Here is a 16,625-nt window from a genome sequence, read left to right as displayed (position 1 = left end):
GCGCCGGCCTCAAATCAAGGTATTATTAAGAAAGAATCGCCGGCACATCATGAGTCAATCATTGTCAAATCATTTCACGGTCTGGTGGATGGGAGCCGCGCTGCTGGTCTCCGGTTTGTGGACGGTGTGGGGGCAGGAGCAGCCCATCTTGCAGCCGGCGATAATTATCCGGGGGGACAAGGTGGCGGCGGCGGTGGAGGCCAAGGCGGCGGCAGCTGCGGCCACCAATATCGCGCCGGCGAAAAGTCAAACGCCGCTGGACATGCTGGAGTTTGTGTCGGGGGATACGCTACGGGGGAAGTTTATGGGGTGGGCGGAGCCGGGGATGATTCGGTGGCAACATGAAGGGGTGGAGGGAGAGCTGCGAATCATTGCGGAAAAAGTTCGGAAATTTCGGCTGCAGCGGACGCCGCAACGGGCGCCGCAGACGATGAATGCGCGGTTGTGGCTGCAGAACGGGGATCGGCTTTCGGTGAACATTGTGTCGCTGGACGGGGAGAAGGGAGTGTTTGAGTCGTGGTATGCGGGGAGGGTGGAGGCGCCGCGGGGGGCCATATCGAATCTGGTGTTTTTTTTCGCGCACGGGGATGTGCTTTATCACGGCCCCACGGGGCTGGAGGGATGGCAGCAAAGCGGGCCGATGCGAGTGGGGCCGGCCGGGCTGATTCGCAACCAGGTGGTGGTGATTGATGGGGAGGTGGTGGTGGCGCGGGAGGAGCGGGGGGGTGAGGAAGAGCCGCCAGCGGCGTGGGTGTTCAACGGCGAGGCGCTGGAGGCGGTGCGGCCGGGGGCGGTGGGGCGGGACTTCAAGCTGCCGCCCGCCTCGATGGTAACGATGGAATTGGAGGCGCCCGGGACGCCGGCGTTCACGTTGCATTTGTATGCGGATGCGACGGACAAGTTCACCGGCATGAATGCGCTGTCGTTCACGTTTTCGGGACGGATGATTTATTTTCGGCGCAGTTTGGCGACGGGAGGCATGCGGCAAATCGGGAATGTGGATCATCAGAAATTTGGGACGGGAGCGCCGACGCGGACCAAGCTGACGTTGTGCACGGATTTGGAGCAGCAAACGCTGGCGGTGTACCTGGACGACATGTTAATCCGCAAGTTTTCCATTGCGGGGCAGGTGGAGGGGCTGGGGACGGGGCTGGTGATTCAGCAGCAGGCGGCGAGCTCACTCAAAATCAGCAATCTGACCATCAGCCGGTGGAATGGAGTGGTGGATGAGCCGGCGACGGGGCCGGTGGCGCTGAAGGAGGATATGATGCTGCTGAATAATCGGGACAAAATCAGCGGCCGATTGGCGGCCATACGGGAAGGGAAGGTGGAGTTTCAGACGGCTTTTTCCAAAATCGAAATCCCGCTGGATCGGGTTCAGCGGATCAGTCTGGCGGCGCCGGAGCCGGCGGGCGGGGCAACGGGACGGCAGCCGCGGCTGTTGCTGGGGGACACGGGGCGGGTGACGCTGCGCATCGAGCGTTGGGATGACGAGGTGGTGGAGGGGCGGAGCGCGGTGCTGGGCCAGGTGAAAATCAACGCGCGGGCGGTCATTGGCCTGCAATATGAATGAGGGGGCGCGGGGGGGAGAGGGTTTATAAAAGGATGGACGGCGCGAGGGGGGTTGGTTAGTTTCCCGCCGAAATGCGCACACGAGAGTTTGCCACCATTACGGTCATTGGGAAGGACAAGACCGGGGTCATTGCCCGGGTGACCCATTTTCTGTTTGAACAACACGCCAACATCGAGGCGCTGGAAGAGCAGGTGACGCGGGGCCAGTTCAGCATGAATTTGCAGGCGTCGTGGAAGCGGGGCACGTTGCGGCGGGAGGCGGTGGAGGCGGGGCTGGCGGAGCTGGCCCGGGCGCTGCAAATGGAAATCAAGGTGAGGTTCACGGACCCGCGGCGGCGGCAGCGGTTTGCGCTGATGGTGACCAAGGAGCCGCATTGCGCCGAGACGCTGCTGCAGGAGGTGCGGGCGGGGCGGCTGAAGGCGGAGCCGGTAATCATGATTGGGAACCGGCCGGATTTGGCGCCGCTGGCAGCGCGGCACAAGGTGCCGTTTGAGCATATTCCGTGGGTGGAGCGCGATGCGGCGGAGCGGCAGGCGCTGGAGAAATTGGAGGCGGCGGAGGTGGATTTTGTGGTGCTGGCACGGTTCATGAAGATTTTGTCGCCGAACTTTGTGTGGCGGTACAAAAACAAAATCATCAACATTCATCCGTCGCTGCTGCCAAGTTTTCCGGGGGCGCAGGCGTACCGGCAGGCGTATGAGAGCGGGGTGAAGATTGTGGGGGTGACGGCGCATTTTGTGACGATGCACCTGGACGAGGGGCCCATCATTGCGCAGGATTGTTTTCACGTGAAACCCAACATGGAATTGCCGGAGATTGTGCGGCGGGGGCAGCAGTTGGAGGCGCGGGTGCTGCTGCGGGCGGTGAAGCTGTTTCTGGCCAAGAAACTCGATGTCTATTGGGGCATCGTCAAGCAGGTATGAGCGGCCTGAATCGCGGGTGGATAAGCGGGCTATGGGCGGGGGTGTGCCTGCTGGCCGCGGTGGTGTTGTTGGCGGGCGCCACGCTGCCCGCGCCGGAAGCGGCGGCGCCGGCCCGGACGGCGGAGGAGGAGCTGGAGGCGATTGTGCAACTGGATGACCTGGTGCACGAGGAAATCGAGCAATGGCTGAGCGAGGGGGAGACCAACCGGGTGGACGTGGCCTCGCGGGCGGCGTTGAATTTGAAAATCAAGCAACGGCGGGAGATGGTGCAGGCCGCGTACGAAAAATTCGTCCAGCGGCATCCGGAAAACGCGCGGGCGCGGCTGTTGTGGGGGAGTTTTTTGCGGGAGTGCGGGCGGGACAAGGAGGCAGTGGCGCAGTGGGAGGAGGCGCGGCGGCTGGCGCCGACCAACGCGGCGGCGTGGAACAACCTGGGGAATTACTATGCCGAGGAGGGCCCGGCGACGAATGCTTTCACGCATTATGCGCGGGCCATGGAGCTGGCGCCAAAGGAGCCGTTGTACGCGCAGCAGATGGCGCGCTGTTTGCTGGTGCATGAGGAGGAGGCGGCGGCGTGGTACGGGGTGGGGAGGGAGGAGGTAATCCGCAAGGCGCAGGAGCATTTGCGGCGGGCGTGCGGGCTGGCGCCGACGAATTTTGCCCTGGCGACGGAGCTGGCCCAGACGTATTACCTGCTAAAGGTGCCGTTGACGGGGGACCGCCGCAAGGACTGGCAGGCGGCGCAGCAGTTGACGGACGAGGCGCTGGCGGCGTGGGAGGCGGCGGGGAAACTGGCGGGGACGGAGGTGGAGCGGCAGGGGGTGCTGGTGCATCGGGCGCGGATTCTCATCAGCGCCGAGCGCTGGGCGGAGGCGCGGCGGACGCTGGAGCAAATCAAGGAGCCGTCGCTGGCCGGCTTGAAGGTGGAATTGGAGGCGCGGCTGGCGGCGCGGGAGAAGGCGCCTGAGGCGCCGGCGGCGCCAGCGCCGAAATAGAAGAAGGGCTGCCGCGGCGGGATGCCGGCGGAGGGGATGGGGGGCGGGGTCAGTGGCTGTGTTCGCCCTGGGCGAGAAACAACCAGGCGAGGCCCACCCCGAAAGCGGCGAGGCCGCACAAGGTCATCAGGCCGCGATAGGCCTTTTCACTGGAGATTTGGAAACGGCGGGCGAGCCAGCCCATGAGGAGGGAAAAGACGGCCATGCTCAGGATGGTGCCGCCCGCGAAGGCGGCCAGGTAGAGGGCGCTCTCCCATTGGGTACGCATGCCGAGCATGGGGAGGATGCCCAGGAGGTGGGAGCTGCCGGCGAGGCCGTGTAAAATGCCGATGCCCATGGCGGCGTGGACATGCGCATGGCCGGAGGCGGGGGGGCGGCCTTTTTCATGCACATGGAGGTGTTCATGGGCCGGCTGGTTTTCTCCGTGGGCATGAGGATGCGCATGGACCTGAAGGCGGCGGGCCTTGTGGACACTCCAGAGGCCGATGCCCATGAGCAAGACGCCGACGAGGCGCTCGCCCCAGTGGGAAATGGCGTCCACAGGGAGCCATTCACGCGCCAGCAAGGCGAGCACGCCGACCACGGCCACGCCGGCGGAGTGGCCAATGCCCCAGCGCGCGCCGGGGAGCCAGGCGCGGTGGGGGTAACGTGTGGCCAGCGGGGCGATGGCCGCCAGGTGGTCCGGACCGGACCATACATGGAGGGTGCCCGCCAGCCAGCCGCTCACAAATGCAATCATAAGATGATTAATAATCGTAATACGAGGGCGGCGGGACGGCAAATGAAAATCGGGCCGCCGGAGGGCGGCGGGGGGTGAAGGATAAGGTTGTCAGGCGGGAGGCGGTGGGGTAAGTTGTAGTAGTCACCCAAAGCCTTATGTATTTTGGCGCCGATTATCATCCGGAGCATTGGGTCTATCCCTATGCTGGCACTGCCGAGGCCCCGGAAAGCCGGTGGGAGCGGGATGCGGAATTAATGGCGGCGGCGGGCATCAATGCGGTGCGGATGGGGGAGTTTACGTGGGGCTTATGCGAGCCGGAGGAGGGGCGGTATGATTTTGCGTGGCTGCGGCGGGTGATGGATTTGATGCAGCGGTACGGAATCAAGGTGGTGCTGGCGACGCCGACGGCAGCGCCGCCGTTGTGGTTGAGCCAGAAGCATCCGGAGATTCTGCCGATAGACGAGAAGGGGCTGGTGTTGCACGAGGGGACGCGGCATGCGTGCTGTTTGAATTGCGATGTGTTCTGGGAGTACAGCCGGAAGATAGTGACGGCGATGGCGCGGGCGCTGGGGGATCATCCGCAATTGCTGGCGTGGCAGATTGACAATGGGATTGGGGGCCATGCGACGGAGTTCTGCTACAACCCGGAGACGCGGAAGGACTGGCACGACTGGCTGCGGGCGAAGTACGAGACGGTGGAGCGGTTGAACGAGTGTCTGGGACTGCGGTTTTGGGGGCAGACGGTGACGGCGTTTGAGCAGGTGCCCATGCCGATGCGGGCGCCGACGGCGCATCATCCGGGGTTGATGCTGGATTGGATGCGGTTTTCGAGCGACACGATTGTGGCGTATCTGCGGATGCAGGCGGAGCTGCTGCGGGAATTGACGCCACACGCGCCGGTGACCACGAACATGCGGATATTTGGGCGGCATTATGACCAGTTTGACGTGGCGGAGGTGCTGGATTTTGTGGCGATGGACAGTTATGCGACGGTGAAGGCGCGGGCGGCGACGAATGCGTGTGAGATTGACATGGCGCGGTCGCTGAAGAAGCAGCACCGGCGGCTGCCGGGCGAGGGGACGGGGTTCTGGGTGATTGAGCAAAAGGCGGGACAGGTGAACTGGCAGGAGGTGAATCCGTTGTTGCGGCCCGGGGTGACGCGGTTGTTCACGTATCAGTTCATTTCGCGGGGGGCGGATGCGGTATTTTATTTTTACTGGCGGCAGCCGCGGTTTGGGACGGAGCAGTTTTATGGGGGCGTGCTGACGCATGACGGGCGGGGGGAAAACCGGGTGTACCGGGAGATATGCCAGATTGGGGAGGAGGTCCAGCGTTTGCGTCCGCTGTTGCAGGGGACGGAGGTGAAGGCGGAGGTGGGGCTGCTGTACAGTCATCCCAATGAATGGGCGCAGAAACTGCCGTTTCAACCCAACCGGCATTTCCGGCAGCATGACCACATGCTGCTGTTTTACACGGCGCTGCATGACCGGAACATGCCGGTGAACTTTGTGCGGACGGACGAGGATTTGACGCGGTACCGGCTGATTATTGCGCCTTCGCTGCGGCTCTACAGCGAGGCGGAGGCGGCGATGCTGCGCCATTATGTGGAGCAGGGCGGGACGCTGGTGGCGACGTGCAACACGGGTTTGCTGGATGAAAACAGCATGGTGCCGGACAGCGGTCTGCCGTACTTGATGGGAGATGTTTTTGGGCTGGAGGTGCAGGAGTTTGACACGCTGGCGCCGGGGGAGGAGAACCATCTGGCGTTTCGGGGCACTTTTCCCACCAGCGCGCTACATCCGGCGCTGTTGTGGTGTGATGTGGTGGAGGCGAAGGGCTGCCAGATTGTGGCGACGTATGCCAAGGATTTTTACGCGGGGCGGCCGGCGGTGACGATGAATGATTTTGGGAAAGGGCGGGCGGTGTATATTGGGACGGTGAGTCATCAGCCGTTTTACCTGGACTTGATGGCCTGGCTGCGGGGCATGGCGGGGATTCATCCGCTGCTGAAGGTGCCGGACACGGTGGAGGTGAGCCTGCGGGAGGGGAATGGCAAGAAGGTGTTTTTCCTGTTGAATCATCAGGCGTCGCCGGTGCGCATTACTTTTTACAAGCCGGCGCATGATTTTTTGAGCGGGCGGACGTTTACGGGGAATTACGACATTCCGCCGCATGGGGTGCTGGTGCTGGACGAGCATGTCACGCCGCCTGCCTGAGAGTTGCCGGGCATGGTAAGATGGCCGCATGGCAGTGCCACGACGGGTGAAGTGTCCCACCTGCAAAAAGGTGGGGGATTGGTTTGCGGGTGAATTTGGGCCGTTCTGCTCCCAACGGTGCCGGTTGATTGATTTGGGGAAGTGGCTGGGAGAAGAACACCGGATTTCGGAGCCGCTGCCGGAGCCCCTGACGGGCGAAGCGCCGGCGGCGGAGCCACGCATGCCGGAGGAGGAGTCGCGGTGAGGGAGGGCGGGGGTCAGCGGGCGGCCTGCTCCAAGGCATCCAACACGAGGCGCGGGGTGAGGAGTTCGGGGAGGATGATGGGCGGTTTGTTGGGGTCTTTGGGATAGACGAGGACCAGGGGCACGCCGGCGCGTCCGTGGCGGGCCAGCTCGTCAAGGACAGTCTGGTTTTTGCGGTAGCTGTTTTCCAAGAGGGCCACGGCGTTGATGGCTTTGAGTTTTTCGCGCACTACAGGGATTTCGAGGCTGGTTTTGGCGTTGAGCTTGCAGGTGAGGCACCAGGAGGCGGTGAAGTCCACGAGCACAGGCCGCCCTTGGGCCCGGGCGGCGGCGAGGGCTTCCGGGCTCCAGCGGCGCCACTCGATGCCGTTGGGATGCAAGCGGATGATTTCCTCCGCGCCGGTGGTGGGTTCCGGGGGATGACGCCAGCGCGCGAGGTTTTCCAGGAAAAAGAGGGACAGGGCGGCCAGGAGGGCGATGGGTAGCCAGGCGGCTTTGCGTCCCTGGCCTTGGACCCAAACGCCGTAAATCCAGGCGGCGAGAGCGACCAGGAGGAGGACCATGCCCAGCCAGAGGGCGCGGTTTGCGCCCAGGGCTTCGACGGCCAGGCTCAGGAGCCAGACGGTGGTGGCGAGCATGGGGAAGCCCATGAATTGTTTGAAACGCTCCATCCAGGCGCCTGGTTTGGGCAGCCATTTGAGCCAGGACGGGTTAAAGGAGAGCACGACGTAGGGGAGGGCCATGCCCAGGCCGATGACCAGAAAGAAGGGAATGATGAGGCCGGGCCAGGGTTGGGTGAAGGCAAAGCCCACGGCCGCGCCCAGGATGGGGGCGGTGCAGGCGGTGGCGAGAAAGGTGGCGAGCACGCCGTTGAAAAAGGCTCCGGCGGCGCCTTCTTTGGCGGCGAGAGTGGAGGCGGCGCCGAGCAGGCCGCTGGCGGGCATGATTTCAAACACGCCAAAGAGGTTGAGTCCCACGAGGGTCATGACGACGGCCAGCACCATGACAAAGACGGGGTTTTGCAGTTGGATGCCCCAGCTTACCCCCTGCCCGGCCAGGCGCGCGCCCAGGACCACGAGGGCCAGGACGAGGAAGGAAGTGAGAACCCCCACCCCATAGATTAAACCCAGCCGCCGCACTTCCCGGGGTTGGGAATGTCCTTGATTCACAAAGCTGAGGATTTTCAGGGATACGACGGGCAGCACGCAGGGCATGAAATTCAAGATGAAGCCCCCCAGAAAGGCGCCGAGCAATTGGGCCAAATAAACCCATAGTCCGGGCCGGGCCGCCGCCTGGCCGGGCGGCGAAGGGGCGGCGGTGGGTCCGTCCCCGGCGGGCGTCAATTCCACGGAGAAGCCGCGGATTTGCCCATTGAATTGCGCCACCAGCAGGCCTGGGAGGCGCGCTGGCCAGCGCTGGCCCTGGCGTTTGACTTCCTTGCGCAAGAGCCATCGGCCTGGCGCCAAGGCTTTGACGGTGGTTGCTCCGGCCACGGAGTAGGATTCATCGGGCAAGGGAAAAAAATCGGGGGCCTCGGTGCCGGGGCCAGCGTCCCATTGCAGGTCGAGGAAGCGGACATCTCCGCGAGGCGCATCCCAGCGGGCGGTGACTTTGGCGCCGGTCTGGGGAAGTTGCTGGCGGGCCGCGGTGAGCGCGGAGGCGCGGGGGGAAGGGCGTGGCTCGGGGCCGATGACGAGGGAGGCGGAAACTTCGGCCGCGCCGGGGAGACAGGTCAGTTCACATTCCAGCCAGGAGACTTTGGCGCGGAGTTCCACGGAGCCGGCCGGGGCATTGGAGGCGATGTGCAAGGGCACCAGGAGGACCGCTTCCTGATAATAAACATAAGTGAAGAGGCCGGAGTCTTCATGTTTCTCGGGCACCGGCCAGTGAATCGGGCCGGGTTTGATGAACGGGGGGAGTTGCCATTGGATTTCGGTGGGGCCGCCGGCATCGCCACCGTATTGCCAGTAGGTGTGGAGTTTGCCGGGCATCCGGAGCTGCACGCCGGCCCAGAGGGTGTCGCCAGGGCGGGCGGCTTCGTATTCGAGCCAAAGGGCGGCCTTGGTGCGCGCGGCGGCGTGGGCGCCGGCGGCCAGGGCCAGGGTCAGGAAGCACCCCAAAATAACGCGTCCCATGAGGATAAAATGTCATAAAAATCGGATTTGGGCAGGCCTTTTCTGTTTTCCTTTTGCGGGCGGGGGCGTAGATTGTGGGGGTACAGCCTCGAATGTTTATGAAGACAGCCTTGCCTTGCCGGATGAATGGCCGCCGCGTGTGGAGCGGAAGTTGGTGGTGGTTTGCCCTTGCTTGTCTGGTGGGGGCCGGCGCCGGTTTTCCGGCCCTGGCGGCCGCGGGAGGGGATGAGGCGGCGGCGGTGCGGAAGGTGGTCAAGGATTGGGTGGACGCCAACAAGCAACAGGACGCCGAGAAAGCCCGCAAGTTGCTGACCCGCGCCGCGCAAAAGCACTTCAAGCCCGGCAACAGTGTCAATGCCGGCATGGCGTCAGTGAAAACGGAAACGGAGGTGGGGGAGCCGCAGGTGGAGGGGGATACGGCGCGGTGTCAGACGGTGGAGACGCTGGGGAAGGCCCGTTTGCATACGGAGTACAGCTTGAAGCGGGAGGACAATCATTGGCGCATCCATGCGCTGAGCTTGATGCTCAACGAAAAAGAGCGCGCAATCACTCTGGATTTGGAGCAGGGCCTGACGCCGAAGTTTGAGGCGGACCCGCAAAAGGTGCAGGCGTTTCTGGCGCAACTGGCGCAAATCGCCGCCAAGGCGGCGGCCAGCGGGGCGCAAAGCAGCAAGAGCAGCAGCAGCCGGCCGGCCGGGCCATCGTCGTCCCGCCCTGCGCCACCGGTGGAGGCGGAGCCGCCCAAGCCACCGCCGGCGCCGGAGCCGGTGGTGCCGCTGGAGTTCGGCAATCGGCGGCGGCCGGTACAATTGGATTTTGTGGAGTTCACGGGGAGCGGGGCGGAAAAGGGGGTGAAGGTGACGGCGAAAAATCACGCGAACAAGGCCCTGCGGAAAGTGACGGTGAAGATGTACTTTCTGGATGCGGGGGCGAATCCGCTGGGCGAGAAGGAGGCTTTCCTGGTGGCGGGCGAAACGCCGCTGGTGGAGAAACAGAGCGAGGCGGAGCTGGAGTTCAAAAATCTGGTCATCCCGCCGGATGCGCGCAAGGCGATTATCGAGTTGCGCGAGACGCAATTTACTGATGGCACGCGCTGGCCCGGGCCGTGAGGGCGTGGCTACTTTGCCAGCACCGGAAATTCGGTGATGCGCAGGCGGGTGCAGCCGTAAGGAATCAATTCGAGGGTTTCCCATGGGCCAACGGCGCTCACCGGACTGGGCGGTGGCGCGGCGGCGCTGTTTTGTTCCAATCCCCACTCCGGCAAGCGGCGGCCTTTGCCCGTCAACACCACGGGTGCGGCGGCATTGTCAAAGGGCATGGGGCCGACCGGCAGGCGGCGCAGTTTGAAACTTTTCTGGGGATTCTTTTCGTCCACCAGCAGGGCGTAATTCCACGGGGTGGTAGGATGGACTTCCCAATCCACGACGGGCAGGGAGGGATGATGGCGCTGTAATTCTTTGAACTGCTCCCCGATGCGGAGCGAGAAATAAAGGGGGCCGCGCAGGATGGCGGCGCTGTTATTATACCGCCGTTCGATTCGCAGGGGCATGGGGAGGTGAAGCGCCAGGGTGTCGCCATTTTTCCAGTTGCGTTGCACCTGCAAAAAACTGCCGGGTGCGGCCTTGAGGGTGCGGGAGCCCACTTTGAGGGTGGCGCTGGTGGCCCAGGTGGGGATGCGCAGGTAGAGGGGGAAGGCGGCGGGGCGGTCGAGGTGGACGGTCACTTTAATGGTTTCGTCAAAGGGGTAATCGGTTTCGACGTGGAGGGTGGTCTGGGCGCCGTCAGCCACCTGGGCGTGGACACGGCAGGGGCCGTAGGCGATGGCGGCGAGGCCATTATCGGGGGTGGCCATCCAGAGGTGGGCGACGAGTTTGGGCCAGCCCTGGTGCATGTTGGCGGTGCAACAGCCGAAGTTCGGCTCGAGGCCGTAGAGGTTGGAGTCATCGCCGTTGGTGGTCCAGCGGCGTTTGGCGCGGGAAACGAGGACTTGATTGGCCTGCTGGTCGTATTGATGGGCCCAGTAATCCGGGGTGCAGGTGGCGGGTTTGCAATTATAGGCCAGCATTTCCAGGCGGTCGGCGAGGGCGGGGTCGCCGAGGTATTCGATGAGTTTTTCCAGGGAGTACATGTACTCGACGATGGCGCACAGCTCAGTGCCCTGGTAGGGATGACGGCCGGCGAGGTGCTCGTCGCCGCCGAAGCGCCCGCCGACCTGGCCGTGGAATTGGTCGAGGTTGTGCATGGCGGCGTAAAGGGCATGATGGGCGCGGGCGTCACCAGAGCATTGCAGCCAGAGGCCGGGGTACTTGATGGCCATGGCGAGGTTGACGACGTGGGTGTCGTGGCGGAGGGGATGAGGAGGGCGATGGCGCGGCTCGCGGAAGGGAAACTCGATGAAGTAACCCATCCAATCAAAGCTGTTGCGATGGATGGATTCCAGCACGCGCAGGGCGTCGGCGTCGCCGGTGCGGTTGTAGTACCAGAGGGCCAGGACGGCGTGCTCCATGGCGCGCACGCCGCGCCATTCGCGGTCGGGCCAGTCCGGCGGGTTGTCGCGGAGGTAGCGCAGATAATTTTGGAGCACTTGCAGGGCGCGGGGGTCGCCGGTGGCTTCGTGGTATTGCATGAGGACTTTGGCGGCGACGGCCAGGGGCCAGCGGTCCTTGTTTTTCTCGGGGCCAAACCAGCCGTTGGGCTGGCTGCTGGCAAGGATGAAATCGAGGTATTTTTGGGCGATGGCCTTGAGTTTGGGGTCGTCCAGTTGCCATGCCAGGGGCACGAGGCCGTCCAGATAATACGGCCCGCGCTCCCAGGCGTCGCCGGGGCCGCCCTTCCAGGCGGAGTCGCGCAGGGAGGGCCAGAACTCGTCGAGATGGCCGGTCAGGCCGCTGGCCTGCAAGGTGAGCTGGCGCAGCAGCCAGCCGTCGGGCCGGATGGCGCCCACCGGCAGGGCGGCAAATTTGGCGGGTTGGAGCGGGGGACGGTTGGCCGGGTAAAAGGCGTTGGTAGAGGGCGGCGCACTCATGAGGGAGAAGGCAAAGCCGGCGCAGCAGAGCGCCAGCCCCAGGCCGGCGCAGGTGCGCCTGAACAGCGACACAAGAATGGCTTGCATGGGCATGAACTTAAGGAGGAGTGAGCGTGGCTGCAAGCCGTGAATACGTCACCGGCGGACGGCGATTGGATTCAGAATAAAGGTTACCGAGGGAGGGCGGAAGGGTCAGGCCCGCCGGTTTCATTCGTTCTGATTTTCTGGGGGCATCAGGGTAACACCTTTTTTGTGTTTAATCGAGGAAAAGGGGGCAGAGCGCGTGAAAGGGGGGAAACACTAACCACGAATGGACACGAATAGACACGAATTTTTAACAGAAGGAAACGAAGGGAACGAAGAGGGAGAAGAGGCCCCTCACCCTGACCCTCTCCCCGAGAGGGGAGGGAGGATTTTTTCCTAGCCTTGGCCCCTTGGTCTGCTGGGTGCCTAAGTTATGGCACATGAGAAATTGATGAACGGACTGGTAATCCCAAGGGCGTCTGTTTGACGACGGCAATTCTGCAATGACGGAGCCGGGAGGCTCCGTGAACCCGCAGGCGAGGACGCCTGCGCTACACCGCCTCACCTTGGCCTTTTACAACGATGGGGTGGAGGGGAAAGGGGGCAGAAAGTGTTAAGGGGGAAACACTAACCACGAATGGACACGAATAGACACGAATGGACACAAATTTTTAACAGAAGGAAACGAAGGGAACGAAGAGGGAGAAGAGGCCCCTCACCCTGACCCTCTCCCCGGGGGGAGAGGGAGGATTTTTAGCTGCGCGGATTATCCTAACCTTGGCCCCTTGGTTTGCTGGGTGCCTAAGTTATGGCACATGAGAAATTGATGAACGGACTGGTAATCCCAAGGGCGTCTGTTTGACGACGGCAATTCTGCAATCACGGAGCCGGGAGGCTCCGTGAACTCGCAGGCGAGACGCCTGCGCTACATGTCCTCTCCCCGGGGGAGAGGGAGGAATTGTAGCTGCGCGGATTATTCTGACGCTGGTCCCTTGGCCCCTTAGCATATTTAGCCTGCGGGTTGCGGGCCAACTTCCGCTACGCGATTCGTGGACGCCATACGTTATGGCTAATGCGAGATTGAGGTACGGATTGGTGCGTCCAGAGGCGTGTGTTTGACGACGGCAATTTTGCAATCACGGAGCCGGGAGGCTCCGTGAACCCGCAGGCGCGGACGCCTGCGCTACAGACCCTCACCCTGGCGTCTGCCAAGGATAGAGGGAAATTGAGGCTGGGCGTTGGGCGTGCCAAGCTTGACTGGGCGGACTATACCATAGGAAACAGCCACCCAAAAAACGGAAGCGAGGGAAGCCGGCGGGGCTACATCGCCCTGGTTTGTCATGGGTGGCGAGGGGTGACTTGGAGGCTGAGGGCGCGGAGGGCGGCGCTGACGTCAAACATGCCGGGCACTTCCCAGCCAAGGTTCATGCCGGAGAGGTGGTAGTCGGCCAGGTTTTGGGATTCGGTGAGGAAGCCGCGCTGCCAAGCGGTTTTTAATCCTTCCAAAATCAAAGGCAGCAAGTCCGCGGTGAATTGGACCCATTGCCCGTCATGGAGGCTGTGGCGGGTGTAGGCGGTGGTGGGAGGATTGTAGATGAACATGCGGGTGCCGCCGGTATCGGGGGCTTGATGGCCGCGTGGAAAACGCTCGCGGTCATCATAAATGGGCACGCCAAACCACAGGTATTGGCCGTAGCCCGGGGATTGGCGATTGAGGTTTTGGACGGTGAAATACATGAGGAATTGGGCGGCGTGGCGGGAGGGGTGGTAATCGGGGGTGTCCACCTTGCGGCAAAGGAGGAGGCGCGCCGCGAAAGACAATTCGGCACGCTCCAACTGGGTTAAAGGAGGGGGATTGGTGAAGGATTGTTCGATGAGCAGATGTACCCACGGTTGGCCGGGCTGGCGGGCTTTGCCGGCGTATTCCAGACTGGCGGATAGGGATAATTGGAGTTCGGTGCCGGAGGATGGCGGCAGGCGGCGCAAGGTCACGGTCTTGGCGGCGTTGGAAAAAATCAACAAGCGCGGTTCGTGGAGGATGGGGTTGGTGGTCAGGGGGAAACGGCTGGACCATTGGGCGAGTTTCCAGCGGGGCGGGCCGGGTTCCCACCCCGGCAAAACACCGGTGATGACTGCCTTGCCGGGCGCAGGAGCGAGGAGGTGGAATCCGTGCAAGAAGTTCGGGTCCTGGACCAACTCGCGGGTGGCGGCGAGTGAGGTGGCGAGGCTGGCGAGCAGTGCCGCGGCAGCCAGGCGAAAGGAGAGGGGGAAGGTGGTGGGCATGGTCTGGGGGGAAAGGTTACCAGCGCTCGACGGGGCCTTTGGGGACGGGGATGGCGGGCAGCGGGGAGTCCGGGGCCATGAAGCTGGCGGTCATGGGTGGGGGTCGGTATTTGGGTTTGAGTTGGCCGTGTTCGTCAAGGAATTGCTGGCGCCAGAGGAGGTAATGGGCCACGATTTCCTCGAAGTGGGCGCGGCTTTGGAGGAGGGCCACGCGGCGGGTGAATTCATGGGCGGGGCCGAAGCGGCGGGCGTACCAGGGGGCGATTTTGCGAAACATGCGGCAGCCGTGGGTTTCGCCGAAGATTTCAATCATGCGGTCCAGATGGCGGCGCATGACGCGGAGGCGCTCGTCGAGGGAGGGTTCGGGGAGCAACTCGCCGGTGGCCAGGAAATGGAGGGTGTGCTGAAAAATCCACGGGTCATAAAAGGCGCCGCGTCCGATGCTGATGCCGGCGCAGCCGGTGACTTCCAACATCATTTTGGCGGCCTGGGGGGTGGTGACGTCGCCGTTGCCGATAACCGGAATGTGTCGCACGGCCTGCACGACCTGGCGGATGCCGGCGAGGTTGACGGTGCCGCCAAAGCCTTGGGCGCGGGTGCGTCCATGCACAAAGACAGCGGCCACGCCGCAATCTTCGAGGGCGCGGGCGAGGTCCGGGGCGGTGATGTTGTCATCATCCCAGCCGAGGCGCATTTTGACGGTGACGGGGAGCTTGACGGCGGCCACGACCTGGCGCACCAGCGCGGTGGTTTTGTTCAAATCGGCCATCATGGCGGCGCCGCCGCCCACACGGCAGACTTTGCGGGCGGGGCAGCCCATGTTGATGTCAATGGCGGCGATGCCGAGGGACTCGACGAGTTGGGCGGCCTCGCGCATTTCTTCGGGGACGGCGCCGAAAAGCTGGACGGCGAGGGGGGAGTCGGCGGGGCAGGTTTCCACCAGTTTAATGGCTTTGGCACGGCGTTCGAGGAGGGAGCGGGCGTTGACGAGGTCGGTGGTGCAGAGGCCGACGCCGCCGATTTCGCGGATGGTCAGGCGAAAGGGCAGATTGGTGTACCCGGCGAGTGGAGCCAGGCACAAGTTGGTGGCCAACGGCAATGACCCGATGCGCAACACGCGGGTCATTATAGCTGGGGCGTCAATGGACGGCGTGGCGAGGTTGGCGCGCGCGCCGCAATTTCACTGTTTGGGGGGAAGTGGTTTGACGCGGATGTTGCGATAACGGACGAAGGTGTTGGTGAGATTGCCGCCGCCGTGGACTTGGAGGGCGATGCCGCCGGTCTCGGGCAGGCGTTTCTGGGTGTCGGTCCATTCCATGAATTTGACGCCGTTAATCCAGGTGGTGATGGTGGGCGGGTTGCCGACGATGCGGGCGCGCAGTTCATTCCACTGGCCGTGCCGCCAGAAATAGGGCCACGCGGCCGGGAGCACGGGCAGGGCGAAGACGGCATTGGTGCGGGGGCGGATGCGGGTGACGTCGCCGTCGAAGTTGAAGGTGGAGACGCCAAAGCCGCCGATGCCCTCGCCGTAGATGCCCATCAGATTGCCGCGTCCGTGGTAATCAATCATGGCCTGGTAGGCCTTGCCGTCCTCGGTGCTGCGCAGGAAGAGGCCGCTGTCGAGGCCGAAGTCATTGTTCATTTCGAGGGCCACTTCAAAATCGCCATATTGGGCATCGGTGATGATGATGCCGCCGTTGCCCGGGGTGTCCTGGCTGCCCACGATGGCGCCGTTTTCGACGACCCAGCGTCCGCCGGAGGTGTTGGTGCTGGCGCGGCTGTGGCCGGTTTTGGCGCTGACGTGCCAGCCCTGGAGGGTTTTGCCGTCAAAAATGGGAACAAAGCCCGGTTCGGCGGCCGGGCTGGCCAATGACGATAAACAAGCCGCGACGGCGAAGGCCACGGCCCAAGGATTGGAAAAAGGCTGCATGGGTTATTTTGTACCGCAGAAGGGAGGTGGGGGCAAGCGCGGGATATCGGGCCGGCCGGGTCTGATTTATCCGGTTCGGCGGATTCCTGGGCGGCGAGACGGCGCAACGGCTTGACGTCTCCGCGCCAGGCTGGCACGGTGGAGCGCAGCAGCATGGCATGTGCGGTATGACCGAGTATCACCCATACGCCTTTTTGGTGGTGTTCCTGCTGGCCGCAGTGGGATTTGGCCTGGGGCCGATACTGCTTTCCAAGCTGTGGGCGTGGTGGATGGCGCCGCCCAAGCCGGGGCCGGTGAAGCAGGCGATTTACGAATGCGGCCTGGAATCACGGGGCCGCGGGGCGGTGCAATTCAAGGTGGAGTATTACCTCTACGCGATTTTATTCCTAATCTTTGATGTGGAGGTTTTGTTTTTGCTGCCCTTTGCGGTGGCGTTTTTGGACCTGCCAGCCGGGGCGTGTGTGGCGATGCTGGTGTTTTTGTTGTTGCTGGCGGAGGGGCTGGTTTGGGCGTGGGCCAAAGGGCTGCTAAAATGGCAATGATGGCGCTCAGGGTGA

At 63.3% G+C, this 16,625-nt stretch carries 13 protein-coding genes; 7 read left to right on the top strand and 6 right to left on the bottom strand.

Going from position 1 to position 16,625, the window contains the following annotated elements; translation table 11 throughout:
* Positions 1-49: 49 nt before the first annotated feature.
* The 3 genes from NXS98_RS16590 (at position 50) to NXS98_RS16580 (ending at position 3,491) form a co-directional block, all read left to right on the top strand.
* Entirely contained in the window at positions 50-1,573 is a 1,524-nt protein-coding gene (locus NXS98_RS16590; protein ID WP_283846173.1) for a hypothetical protein, read from the top strand.
* 71 nt (positions 1,574-1,644) lie between these two features.
* Positions 1,645-2,496, top strand: coding sequence for a formyltetrahydrofolate deformylase (locus NXS98_RS16585; protein ID WP_283846172.1), 852 nt, complete (start codon positions 1,645-1,647; stop codon positions 2,494-2,496).
* On the top strand, positions 2,493-3,491 hold the full coding sequence (locus tag NXS98_RS16580; RefSeq protein ID WP_283846171.1) for a tetratricopeptide repeat protein: 999 nt from the start codon (positions 2,493-2,495) through the stop codon (positions 3,489-3,491). The genes NXS98_RS16585 and NXS98_RS16580 overlap by 4 nt, the downstream gene beginning before the upstream one ends.
* Before the next feature lie 49 nt (positions 3,492-3,540).
* Here the strand turns inward: NXS98_RS16580 and NXS98_RS16575 are convergent, their stop codons facing one another.
* Positions 3,541-4,230 (bottom strand): urease accessory protein UreH domain-containing protein, encoded by a 690-nt coding sequence (locus NXS98_RS16575; RefSeq protein WP_283846170.1) that lies wholly within the window; start codon positions 4,228-4,230, stop codon positions 3,541-3,543.
* Between the two features lie 137 nt (positions 4,231-4,367).
* Between NXS98_RS16575 and NXS98_RS16570 the strand changes: the two genes are divergently transcribed.
* Positions 4,368-6,428, top strand: coding sequence for a beta-galactosidase (locus NXS98_RS16570; RefSeq protein WP_283846169.1), 2,061 nt, complete (start codon positions 4,368-4,370; stop codon positions 6,426-6,428).
* Positions 6,429-6,456: 28 nt separating this feature from the next.
* Positions 6,457-6,672, top strand: a complete 216-nt coding sequence (locus NXS98_RS16565; protein WP_283846168.1) for a DNA gyrase inhibitor YacG — start codon at positions 6,457-6,459, stop codon at positions 6,670-6,672.
* Between the two features lie 13 nt (positions 6,673-6,685).
* On the opposite strand, the gene NXS98_RS16560 is transcribed toward NXS98_RS16565, so the two are convergent.
* Positions 6,686-8,806, bottom strand: a complete 2,121-nt coding sequence (locus tag NXS98_RS16560; RefSeq protein ID WP_283846167.1) for a protein-disulfide reductase DsbD family protein — start codon at positions 8,804-8,806, stop codon at positions 6,686-6,688.
* 98 nt (positions 8,807-8,904) lie between these two features.
* On the opposite strand from NXS98_RS16560, the gene NXS98_RS16555 reads away from it, so the two are divergent.
* Positions 8,905-9,915, top strand: coding sequence for a hypothetical protein (locus NXS98_RS16555; RefSeq protein WP_283846166.1), 1,011 nt, complete (start codon positions 8,905-8,907; stop codon positions 9,913-9,915).
* Positions 9,916-9,923: 8 nt separating this feature from the next.
* Here the strand turns inward: NXS98_RS16555 and NXS98_RS16550 are convergent, their stop codons facing one another.
* The 4 genes from NXS98_RS16550 to NXS98_RS16535 form a co-directional block, all read right to left on the bottom strand.
* Complete coding sequence (locus NXS98_RS16550; protein WP_283846165.1) at positions 9,924-11,918, bottom strand: beta-L-arabinofuranosidase domain-containing protein; 1,995 nt, start codon at positions 11,916-11,918, stop codon at positions 9,924-9,926.
* 1,275 nt (positions 11,919-13,193) lie between these two features.
* Positions 13,194-14,138 (bottom strand): hypothetical protein, encoded by a 945-nt coding sequence (locus NXS98_RS16545; protein ID WP_283846164.1) that lies wholly within the window; start codon positions 14,136-14,138, stop codon positions 13,194-13,196.
* A 16-nt stretch (positions 14,139-14,154) separates the two neighbouring features.
* Positions 14,155-15,264: a tRNA dihydrouridine synthase DusB gene (gene dusB / locus NXS98_RS16540; RefSeq protein WP_283846163.1), complete on the bottom strand. Its 1,110-nt coding sequence runs from the start codon at positions 15,262-15,264 to the stop codon at positions 14,155-14,157.
* 54 nt (positions 15,265-15,318) lie between these two features.
* Entirely contained in the window at positions 15,319-16,068 is a 750-nt protein-coding gene (locus NXS98_RS16535; protein WP_283846162.1) for a 3-keto-disaccharide hydrolase, read from the bottom strand.
* 167 nt (positions 16,069-16,235) lie between these two features.
* Between NXS98_RS16535 and NXS98_RS16530 the strand changes: the two genes are divergently transcribed.
* Complete coding sequence (locus tag NXS98_RS16530; RefSeq protein WP_283846161.1) at positions 16,236-16,610, top strand: NADH-quinone oxidoreductase subunit A; 375 nt, start codon at positions 16,236-16,238, stop codon at positions 16,608-16,610.
* Positions 16,611-16,625 lie beyond the last annotated feature (15 nt).

It is taken from the genome of Fontisphaera persica (assembly GCF_024832785.1).
Lineage (GTDB): Bacteria > Verrucomicrobiota > Verrucomicrobiia > Limisphaerales > Fontisphaeraceae > Fontisphaera > Fontisphaera persica.
This window is presented reverse-complemented; position numbering and strand designations above follow the sequence as displayed.

Coding starts and splice junctions, on each gene's coding strand:
- NXS98_RS16590 (WP_283846173.1), top strand. CDS start 50: ATGAGTCAATCATTGTCAAATCATTTCACGGTCTGGTGGATGGGAGCC.
- NXS98_RS16585 (WP_283846172.1), top strand. CDS start 1,645: ATGCGCACACGAGAGTTTGCCACCATTACGGTCATTGGGAAGGACAAG.
- NXS98_RS16580 (WP_283846171.1), top strand. CDS start 2,493: ATGAGCGGCCTGAATCGCGGGTGGATAAGCGGGCTATGGGCGGGGGTG.
- NXS98_RS16575 (WP_283846170.1), bottom strand. CDS start 4,230: ATGATTGCATTTGTGAGCGGCTGGCTGGCGGGCACCCTCCATGTATGG.
- NXS98_RS16570 (WP_283846169.1), top strand. CDS start 4,368: ATGTATTTTGGCGCCGATTATCATCCGGAGCATTGGGTCTATCCCTAT.
- NXS98_RS16565 (WP_283846168.1), top strand. CDS start 6,457: ATGGCAGTGCCACGACGGGTGAAGTGTCCCACCTGCAAAAAGGTGGGG.
- NXS98_RS16560 (WP_283846167.1), bottom strand. CDS start 8,806: ATGGGACGCGTTATTTTGGGGTGCTTCCTGACCCTGGCCCTGGCCGCC.
- NXS98_RS16555 (WP_283846166.1), top strand. CDS start 8,905: ATGAAGACAGCCTTGCCTTGCCGGATGAATGGCCGCCGCGTGTGGAGC.
- NXS98_RS16550 (WP_283846165.1), bottom strand. CDS start 11,918: ATGCAAGCCATTCTTGTGTCGCTGTTCAGGCGCACCTGCGCCGGCCTG.
- NXS98_RS16545 (WP_283846164.1), bottom strand. CDS start 14,138: ATGCCCACCACCTTCCCCCTCTCCTTTCGCCTGGCTGCCGCGGCACTG.
- dusB (WP_283846163.1), bottom strand. CDS start 15,264: ATGACCCGCGTGTTGCGCATCGGGTCATTGCCGTTGGCCACCAACTTG.
- NXS98_RS16535 (WP_283846162.1), bottom strand. CDS start 16,068: ATGCAGCCTTTTTCCAATCCTTGGGCCGTGGCCTTCGCCGTCGCGGCT.
- NXS98_RS16530 (WP_283846161.1), top strand. CDS start 16,236: ATGACCGAGTATCACCCATACGCCTTTTTGGTGGTGTTCCTGCTGGCC.